Origin of the sequence: Enhygromyxa salina, assembly GCF_002994615.1 — a bacterium.
Taxonomy (GTDB): Bacteria; Myxococcota_A; Polyangia; order Nannocystales; family Nannocystaceae; genus Plesiocystis; species Plesiocystis salina_A.
Map to the genome: position 1 here is coordinate 1 of NZ_PVNK01000305.1, position 8,541 is coordinate 8,541.

General features: G+C 69.1%; 8 protein-coding genes. 5 read left to right on the plus strand and 3 right to left on the minus strand.

Annotated elements, in window-relative coordinates; all coding sequences use genetic code 11:
• Positions 1–739 (plus strand): alpha/beta hydrolase (locus ENSA5_RS34550; protein WP_106395987.1); only part of this gene is annotated, 739 nt, incomplete at its 5' end.
• Between the two features lie 398 nt (positions 740–1,137).
• Entirely contained in the window at positions 1,138–1,434 is a 297-nt protein-coding gene (locus ENSA5_RS34555; protein ID WP_106395988.1) for a putative quinol monooxygenase, read from the plus strand.
• A gap of 239 nt (positions 1,435–1,673) precedes the next feature.
• Here ENSA5_RS34555 and ENSA5_RS34560 read toward each other — a convergent pair whose 3' ends face one another.
• Both ENSA5_RS34560 and ENSA5_RS34565 read right to left on the minus strand, forming a co-directional pair.
• A complete protein-coding gene (locus tag ENSA5_RS34560; RefSeq protein WP_106395989.1) occupies positions 1,674–3,347 on the minus strand; it encodes a serine/threonine protein kinase in 1,674 nt (557 codons plus the stop codon).
• Positions 3,348–3,448: 101 nt separating this feature from the next.
• Positions 3,449–3,736, minus strand: coding sequence for a hypothetical protein (locus tag ENSA5_RS34565; RefSeq protein WP_106395990.1), 288 nt, complete (start codon positions 3,734–3,736; stop codon positions 3,449–3,451).
• A gap of 64 nt (positions 3,737–3,800) precedes the next feature.
• Between ENSA5_RS34565 and gor the strand changes: the two genes are divergently transcribed.
• Entirely contained in the window at positions 3,801–5,174 is a 1,374-nt protein-coding gene (gor, locus tag ENSA5_RS34570) for a glutathione-disulfide reductase (protein ID WP_106395991.1), read from the plus strand.
• Between the two features lie 82 nt (positions 5,175–5,256).
• Here gor and ENSA5_RS34575 read toward each other — a convergent pair whose 3' ends face one another.
• Positions 5,257–5,820 carry a GNAT family N-acetyltransferase gene (locus ENSA5_RS34575; RefSeq protein ID WP_106395992.1) on the minus strand — a complete coding sequence of 188 codons (564 nt, stop codon included), beginning with the start codon at positions 5,818–5,820 and terminating at the stop codon, positions 5,257–5,259.
• A 149-nt stretch (positions 5,821–5,969) separates the two neighbouring features.
• Between ENSA5_RS34575 and ENSA5_RS34580 the strand changes: the two genes are divergently transcribed.
• The gene (locus ENSA5_RS34580) at positions 5,970–7,115 is read left to right on the plus strand and encodes a ribonuclease D (RefSeq protein WP_106395993.1); all 1,146 of its coding nucleotides are present in this window, start codon (positions 5,970–5,972) and stop codon (positions 7,113–7,115) included.
• Positions 7,116–7,330: 215 nt separating this feature from the next.
• Positions 7,331–8,278, plus strand: a complete 948-nt coding sequence (locus ENSA5_RS38780; RefSeq protein WP_181198464.1) for a hypothetical protein — start codon at positions 7,331–7,333, stop codon at positions 8,276–8,278.
• Positions 8,279–8,541: the final 263 nt, after the last annotated feature.

Sequence of the window (8,541 nt, forward strand, 5' to 3'; positions counted from 1 at the left end):
GCCCAGCTCCGCCCCCCTGCCCCTGCTCGTGTGGCTCCACGGAGGCGGCTACGTGATCGGCGGACTCAACACCCACGCGCGCGCCTGTGCCTCGCTCGCCGAACGCGCGCGCTGCGTGGTCGTGGCGGTCGACTACCGCAAGAGCCCCGAGCACAAGTTCCCGGCCGCGAGCGACGACGGGTTCGCGAGCTTCCGTTGGATCCGCGAACACGCCGCGGAGCTCGACGCCGATCCGACGAGGGTCGCGCTCGGCGGCGACTCGGCCGGGGCCAACCTCGGCGCGGGTATATGCCACCGCCTGCGCGACGCGGGCGAGCCCCAGCCAACGCAGCAGGTGCTGGTCTACCCGAGCACGTGCTCGGCCCCGATCGACGACGCGCCCTTCCCTTCGCGCGTCCACTTCGCCAAGGGCGCGATGCTGACCGAGCAGATGATGGCCTGGTTTCATGAGCAGTACCTGCGCAGCCCCGAGGACGCGACCGACCCGCTGGTCTCGCCGCTGCTATCCCCGCGCTTCGATGATCTCGCGCCCGCGATCATCCGGACCGCGGGCTTCGACCCCCTGCGCGACGAGGGCCACGCCTACGCCGAGGCGTTGCGCGCAGCCGGGATCCCCGTCGACTATCGCTGTCACGAGCGCTTGATCCACGGGTTCTTGACCATGGGCGGCGCGAGCCCGAGCAACCGCGAGGCGATCTTCGAGCTCGGTGACGATCTGGCGATCGCGCTCGCAGCCTAGCAGCCCGTGGTGCAATGCCTCGCGCCGCCTCGCTTGGCCTTTTCGCCGAGGGCTTTGTCGCCAAAACTTGCAGTACGCCCGGTACAGCCGCGTTTTGGCTTCGCGCCCTCAGCGAAAATTCCGGCGCGAGGCGACACGATGCATTGCACCACGGGCTGCTAGCACCCCGGGCTGCTAGCACCCCGGGCTGCTAGCTCGGTAGCAAGAGGTCGACGCGTTCGCGGCGCATTACGACCTCATTCGGCGTACACGACGCGTCGCCGATCTCGCGTGATGGATTTCACCATCGGGTGTCCTGAATCGCGCGAAAGCGCCCCAACTGCGTTGCATACTCGGACTCCAAATCACCGGCCGGCCAGCCGGCCGGTGACTCCACAGCGCTCGACCCGGACCTCGCCATGTACGCCATCACCATCGTTTTTCAGCCCCTACCCGGTCGGACGCAGGAGCTGATCGATCTCTCCCTCGCGATCGTCGGCCCCAGCCGCGCCGAGCCGGACAACCTGTTCTTTGATGTCCTGATCAGCGAAGACCGAAATGAGCTCGTGTTCTACGAGGCCTACGCGGACGAGGCCGGGTTCGCGCGCCACATGGACGCAGCCCACACCAAGGCGTGGCAAGTCCAAGCGCTGCCGATGATCCTGGAGTCGTCGATCCGCTTCCCCGCTCACCGCAGCCTGGCCCCGGTGCCCTGAGCGCGCCCGACGACGCCGCCGAGACCGGTGAAGAGTCGGCGATCAACGAAGACGCGGTCGTCACCGACGTCCTCGCCTACGCCGACTACGAGCAGATCAACGCGCTCGCGTCGGTCGGCGGCTCACTGGTCTGGAACCACGGCCAGCGGCGGACAAGACGGGCGTACTGCAAGTTTTGGCGACAAAGCCCTCGGCGAAGAGGCCAAGCGAGGCGGCGCGCGGCTTTGCACCCCGGGCTGCTAGTTGTCGAAGGGGTTCTTGAGGTCGCCGTCGTTGTGGCCCTTGGTCGGCAGCTTGTGGCTGCTCGCGGCGGGCTCGGGCTCGGGCTCGGGCTCGGGCTCGGGGGCCGCGCTCGGCCGCGGTCGCGGACGCTTCCCGGGCTTGGTCCCGGGCTTGGTCGAGATCTCGACCAGCTCGTACTGGTAGCGCTTGCTCTCGCGGTTGGGCACAACTTCAACCTCGAGCTCTTCGTAGCCCTCGGCGCTCAAGATCAGCTTGACGGGCTGATCCGACAGCTCGAACTCGAGCCCGCCGGGAGCGTCGCTGGTGCCAAAGATCGCGCGATCACGGGCGTCGAGGATCTGCGCGGGCACGTTGGTCTCGAACTCGAGCTTCACGGGGGTCAGGTCCGACGCGACCGGTTGAGGCGCGGGCTCGGGCTCGGGAGCGGGCTCGGGAGCGGGCTCGGGCTCGGGCTCGTTGACGACGACCGGATCACTCGGGGAGTTCTCGCTGGCCTGGCTGTTCGGCCCGAACACCGCGTAGCCGACCACCGCGGCCACAAGCGCGAGCCCGGCGAACCCCGCGATCAGCTTGCGACCCGAACGTTGCGTCGGCGCAGCCTCGACCCCAGCCCCGACCGCTGCAGCCCCAACCGCTGCAGCCCCGTCCCCAACCTGGTGCGGGGCGAAGCCCGTCGGCCCCCCCTCGGGCCGCGCGATCGACTCTTGCACGACCTCGACCGCCCCCGCCCCCGTCCCGACCGCCTCGATCGCGGCGATCATCTCGGTCATGGTCTGGAACCGGTAGGCCCGGTCCTTCTGCATGGCCTTGAGCACGATCGCCTCGGCCTCGGGCGGGATCCCGGCATCGGGCGCCCGCTTCGAGGGCGCCTCGGGGACCTCGAACATGTGCTTGGTCAGGATGGCCATGAAGGTCGAGCCCTCGAAGGGCGGGCGCCCACACAGCAGCTCGTACATGATCACGCCGACGGCGTAGATGTCGACGCGGTGGTCGACCTTGTCGCCCTGGGCCTGCTCGGGCGACATGTACTCGGGCGTGCCGAAGATCATCCCGGTCTGGGTCAGGGGCTTGCCGCCCTGCTCGCCGCTCTCGATCTTCGCAATGCCGAAGTCGAGCACCTTGATGAAGTCCGGATCCTTGCCCCGCTCGATCCGGAAGCAGTTGTCGGGCTTCATGTCGCGGTGGATGATGCCGGCCGCGTGGGCGGCCTCGAGCGCGCGACAGACCTGAATCATCAGGTGGCGAACACGATCCCACGGCACCCGCTGCTCGCGCGCGAGCAAGGCGCCGAGATCCTCGCCGTCGAGGAACTCCATCACGAAGAACACCGAGCCCTCGGGGGTGTCGCCGTAGTCGGTGATCTCGACCACGTTCTGCTGGCGGATCATCGAGGCCGCGCGGGCCTCTCGGAGGAAGCGCTCGACGAGATCCTTGCGGTGCGCGTACTCGTTGCTGAGCACCTTGATCGCGAATTCCTTGCCGATCGTGGTGTGCTCGCCGAGGTAGACCGTGCCCATGCCCCCGGCGCCGATCTTGGCGTTGACGCGGTAGCGATCGAGCAGCACCGTCCCGGTCAGGCTCGGGCCCGGCTCCGGCTCCGGCTCCGCCAGCGTGGGGCCATCTTCCTGCCGCGGCGTGAGGCGCGGCTCATCTTCCATGGGCGGCGTCATGGCAAGTCTACGAGCCAGACTACCCGATTTTCACCCGCGTCGGGTGGTCAGAAGTCGACGAACCACGACCGGCACGAGCGGCCTGCTAGCACCCCGGGCTGCTAGTCTCGAAAACGCTGGGGCAGGCGCAAACCCAGATAGCCGATGAGCGCGAAGGCGGCGGCGACGAACATGAACATGTAGCGAACGTCGCGGGTCTCGGCGGCCCACGAGAGCAGCGTCAGCGGGAGGATCAGCGCGAGGTTGACGAGCCCGACGACCTGCGACGCCATCCGCGAGCGACCCCGGCCCTCTTTGGCGATGACCACGACACTCAGACCGAGGCCCGCGATCAACGAGACGACCATCAACGGCAGCGCGAGGAGCAAGATTTCGACGACGGTGGCCATGTTCGTTGGTGTTCACGCTACCAGCGGTGTTGAGCTTTGACCACGGCAAGGCTAGCGTCGCGCCGTGCCGGACTCCGACCTCGACTTCGACTTCGACCTGTTCACGATCGGCGCGGGCTCGGGCGGCGTCGCTGCCAGCCGCCGCGCGGGCGAGTATGGCGCGCGGGTTGCGATCTGCGAGGAGCTCCGCATCGGCGGAACCTGCGTCATGCGCGGCTGCGTGCCGAAGAAGCTGCTGATGTACGGCGCCTCGTTCTCCGAGCACCTCGAGGACGCGACCGGCTTCGGCTGGGAGGTCGGCGAGCCCACGCTCGACTGGCCCAAGCTGATGGCCGCCAAGGAGGCCGAGCTCGATCGGCTCGAGAACATCTACCGGCGCCTGCTCGCCGACTCGAAGGTCGCGCTGATCGAGGGCCGCGGCCGACTGATCGACGCCCACACCGTCGAGGTCGCGGGCAAGCGCTACACCGCCAAGTACATCTTGATCGCCACGGGGGGCTGGCCCGCCCTGCCCCAGATCCCCGGCATCGAGCACGCGATCACCTCGAACGAGGCGCTCGAGCTCGAGCAGCTGCCCAAGCGCCTGACGATCGTCGGCGGCGGCTACATCGGGGTCGAGTTCGCCGGCATCTTCAGCGCCGCCGGGTCACGGGTCACGATGCTGCTGCGCGGCGACAACGTCCTGCGCGGGTTCGACTCCGAGATCCGCGAGCGCCTCGCCGAGGCGATGCGGGCCCGCGGGATCGAGATCAACACCGAGGTCCAGGTCCGGAGCATCGACAAGCGCAGCTCGGGCGCGCTGAGCCTGCTGCTCGACCACGACGAGTTCATCGAGACCGACGCGCTGATCTACGCGACCGGGCGGGCGCCCAACAGCAGGGACATCGGGCTCGAGGAGGTCGGCGTGAAGCTGCGTTCCGACGGCGGCGTGGTCGTCGACGAGCGCAACCGAACCGCCGTGCCCAACATCTACGCGGTCGGCGACGTGACCCATCGCATCAACCTGACGCCGGTCGCGATCAACGAGGGCCGGGCGATGGCCGAGACCCTGTTCAACAAGAACCCGATCATCATGGACCGCCGCAACATCGCGACGGCCGTGTTCTCGCGGCCGCCGGTCGGGACGGTCGGCCTGACCGAGGCCGAGGCCCGCGAGCAACACGAGTCGGTCGAGGTCTACTGCTCACGCTTTCGACCGATGAAGGCGACGATCTCGGGCCGCGAGGATCGGGTCGTCGTCAAGCTGGTCGTCGACAAACCCAGCGGCGTCGTGCTTGGGGCCCACATGATCGGGGATGACGCGCCGGAGATCGTTCAGGGGCTCGCGGTTGCGATCAAGTGCGGGGCGACCAAGCGGGACTTCGACGCCACGGTCGGGATTCATCCGACGGCCGCGGAGGAATTCGTGACCATGCGCTTCCCCGTGCCCGAGGACTGAGCGGCGAGCCCCTTGGGGTGAGCGGAGGGGGCTTCGCCGCCGCAGCGAGGGGCCTCTCGAAAGGCCCCGCGAGGACCAGGCGCTAGAGCGTCCACTCGGGCCACGGCAGGTAGTCGACCCACACGTAGGCGACCTTGGCCAGGACCTGGTCGCCCGTGGTGACCTCACCTTGGGCGATCTCGCGGCCGCGCATGCGCTCGTAGAAGCGCCGCGCCGGGTGATTCTCGGCGAGGACCCAGACGACGGCCGGCAGCAGGCGGCGGCCGCTGAGCGCCCACAACCCGGCGCTCAGGAGCTTGCGTCCGCACCCGCGGCCGTGGGCGTCGGGGTGGAGGTAGAGCTCGTAGACCTCGCCGCGGACGCCGAGCTCGCGGCTGTTGCTCAGGCCGCTGTTGACGTAGCCGAGCACGCCCCCCTCGCCCTCGAGCACGTGGAGCGCAGACAAGCTCTGGCCGCCGCCCCAGAAGTAGCCGCGGAAGCGGCTGACGCTGCGCGAGAAGTTGGTGTGTGCGAGGTTGTGCGGCGCGATGATGCCGCGGTAGGCGTGGTGCCAGCTGGCGACGTGGACGCGGGCGAGCGCGGCGACGTCGTTGGGGCGCGCGAGGCGGACGCTGTAGGCCGAGAGCTCCGCGTGCCCGCTGTCCATCGCCCTCAAGGTACCAGCAAAGCGAGGTCGAGGCAGCGTGGCCTATCCCAGGCCACCGCGGGAGGGAGCGCAGCGACCGAGCGAGCGGCCGTGCGTGGCAGCGTCGCCGACGGCCGCGGGGGCCCGAGCTTTCCTGCTAGGGTGCCGCGATGGCGCAATTGCCCGACCACAGCTGGGTGCGCGACGCCGACGCGCTCGCGCAGCTCGCTGCAGCCTTGCGCGAGGCCCCGTGGGTCGCGCTCGACAGCGAATCCAACTCGATGTTCGTCTACAGCGAGCGCGTCTGCCTGCTCCAGTTCAACGTCGGCGGCGAGCTGTGGCTGCTCGACCCCTTCGCGCTCGCGGGCGACGGGCCAGAGCCCGAGACCCTCGCGCCCCTCGCCGAGCCCCTCGCCAACCCCGACCTCCGGATCTGGGTCCACGGCGGCGAGTACGACGTCGCCTGCCTCAAGCGCGACTTCTCGCTGCGCCTGACCAACGTGTTCGACACCCAGCAAGCCGCGAGCTTCCTCGGCTGGCGCCGAACGGGCTACGCCTCGGTCGTCGAGGCCGTGTGCGGGATCAAGCTGGCCAAAGAGCACACCCAGTACGACTGGGGTCGCCGACCGATCGACGCCTCCGCGCTTCGCTACGCCCTCGACGACGTCGTCCACCTCCCGGAGGTCGGCGCGGAGCTGGTCGGGTTGATCGCCGACGCCGACCTCAACGAGGAGCTCGAGATCGCCAACCGCGGCGTGACCGAGGCCGCGGCCCACGACAACAGCTTCGACCCCGCGCGCATGTGGAGGCTCAAGGGCATCAACGACCTGCGCAAGGATCGACTCGGGCTGCTGGCCGCGCTCTACACCTGGCGCGATCAAAAGGGTCGCGAGCTCGACTATCCGCCGGGTCGCCTGATCGCCAACGAGCCGCTGGTCCAGCTGGCCAAGCGGGCGCCGACGGATCACGCGGCGCTGCGACGGGCGCGGCTGCGGGCCTCGTTCGCGCGCAGCCACGGCGCCGAGCTGCTCGAGGTCATCGAGCAGGCCTTGCGTGAGCCGCCAAAGGTGCCCGAGCGCCCGGCCAAACAGCGGCCGCCCGCGCGCGAGGCCGCCCGCGCCAAGGCGATCAAGAGCTGGCGACGCGAGGAGGCCGAGCGACGCGAGCTGCCGCCCCAGGTGGTCCTGCCCCCGCGTGCGCTCGCGTGGCTCGTGAGCCACGACGGCGCCGAGCTCGACCTCGACCAGTGTCCCGAGCTCGGGGCCAAGCGTGCGGCTCGCTACGGCGCGACGCTGCGTCAGCTGTGCGCAGTCTGAGTCCCGACTCGAGCGCTGAACCGAACAAGGCCTGTGGGACCTTGCTACGCACGGCCACAAGCGGCCGCTCGCTCGAGCGCTGCGCCCCCGCCTGCGGTGGGCTGTGATGTGCTTCGTCACAACTCTGGCGCATTTTGAACCGCGACCTGGCGAGGCGATGACACGGCCGCTGCCTCCTGTTCGCAGGAGGCACGAAGACGCTGTAGATTCCCAGCATGCGTCGCACTGTGATTTTCGCTGCGTTGTGTCTCGCTGGCTGTTCGACCGGTGAGGAAACCCTGGGCACCGACACGTTCTCGAGCCTCAACGGGAACGACGACGACACGACCGGCGACGGCGACGGCGACACGGTCGGAGACGGCGACGGGGACACGGTCGGCGACGGCGACGGCGACACGGTCGGCGACGGCGACGGCGACACGGGCGGAGACGGAGACGGAGACGGAGACGGCGACGGCGACGGCGACGGCGACGGCGACTCGGGCGACGGCGACGTCTGCAATCGCACCCTCTACATCCACCACTTGGACAACGACAACTGGGATCAGCAACCGCTCGACGCCCTGTGGGCGGGGCCCAACGCGCCGCCGTGCAGCGTCGAGCCCCTGGCCGCGACCTACCTCGAGGTCTGGGACCAGCTCTTGGTCTGGGGCGGGGACGGGATGTACTACCGACGCATTGGTGGGAACTGGCAGCCGCCCGAGGAGATCGCCGATCGCTGGGCCCTGCTGTCCGATCTCGACATCGACTCCGTGACCTACACGCCGCCGATCAACTCCGACACGTGTGGGCTGATCTTCTCATCGCACCCCGAGGCGTTTTTGTATGATGTGTTCGAGGACGGGTCGAACAACTACAACCAAAGCGCGATGCTGATGGACGATCCGCCACCAGCACCGCCCCAGGCCACCTCCAAGCGCAACTGGGCCGCCGTGCTCGCGAACCCCGAGCTGTTCGGGCAGATCATCTGGTGGACAGCGTGGAATGGGTTCGACAACGACATGATCTATCGCCTCGACGCGAACGGGAACTGGACCGACTGGCCCGAGAACGAGGCGCCAGTGCTCATGAACGCGCCCGACAGCCTCGACCCCGCCGCGCTCGAGGCCGGCTGGGGCGACTTCGACCTCAACCGCGTCTACCTCATCGGGCACGGGGGTTAATTTAGACCCCCCCGGCCGTCAGCAACTCTGCCACGCACGGCCGCAAGCGGCCGGTCGCTCGTTCCTCGCTCGGTGGGCTGGTATGAGCTTCGCCGTCGTTTGCGTGGCCCCCTAAAAGGGGGCTCTCTTGACCCCCCCGGCCGTCAGCTACGGCGCCACGCACGGCCGCAAGCGGCCGGTCGCTCGTTCCTCGCTCGGTGGGCTGGTATGAGCTTCGCCGTCGTTTGCGTGGCCCCCTAAAAGGGGGCTCTCTTGACCCCCCC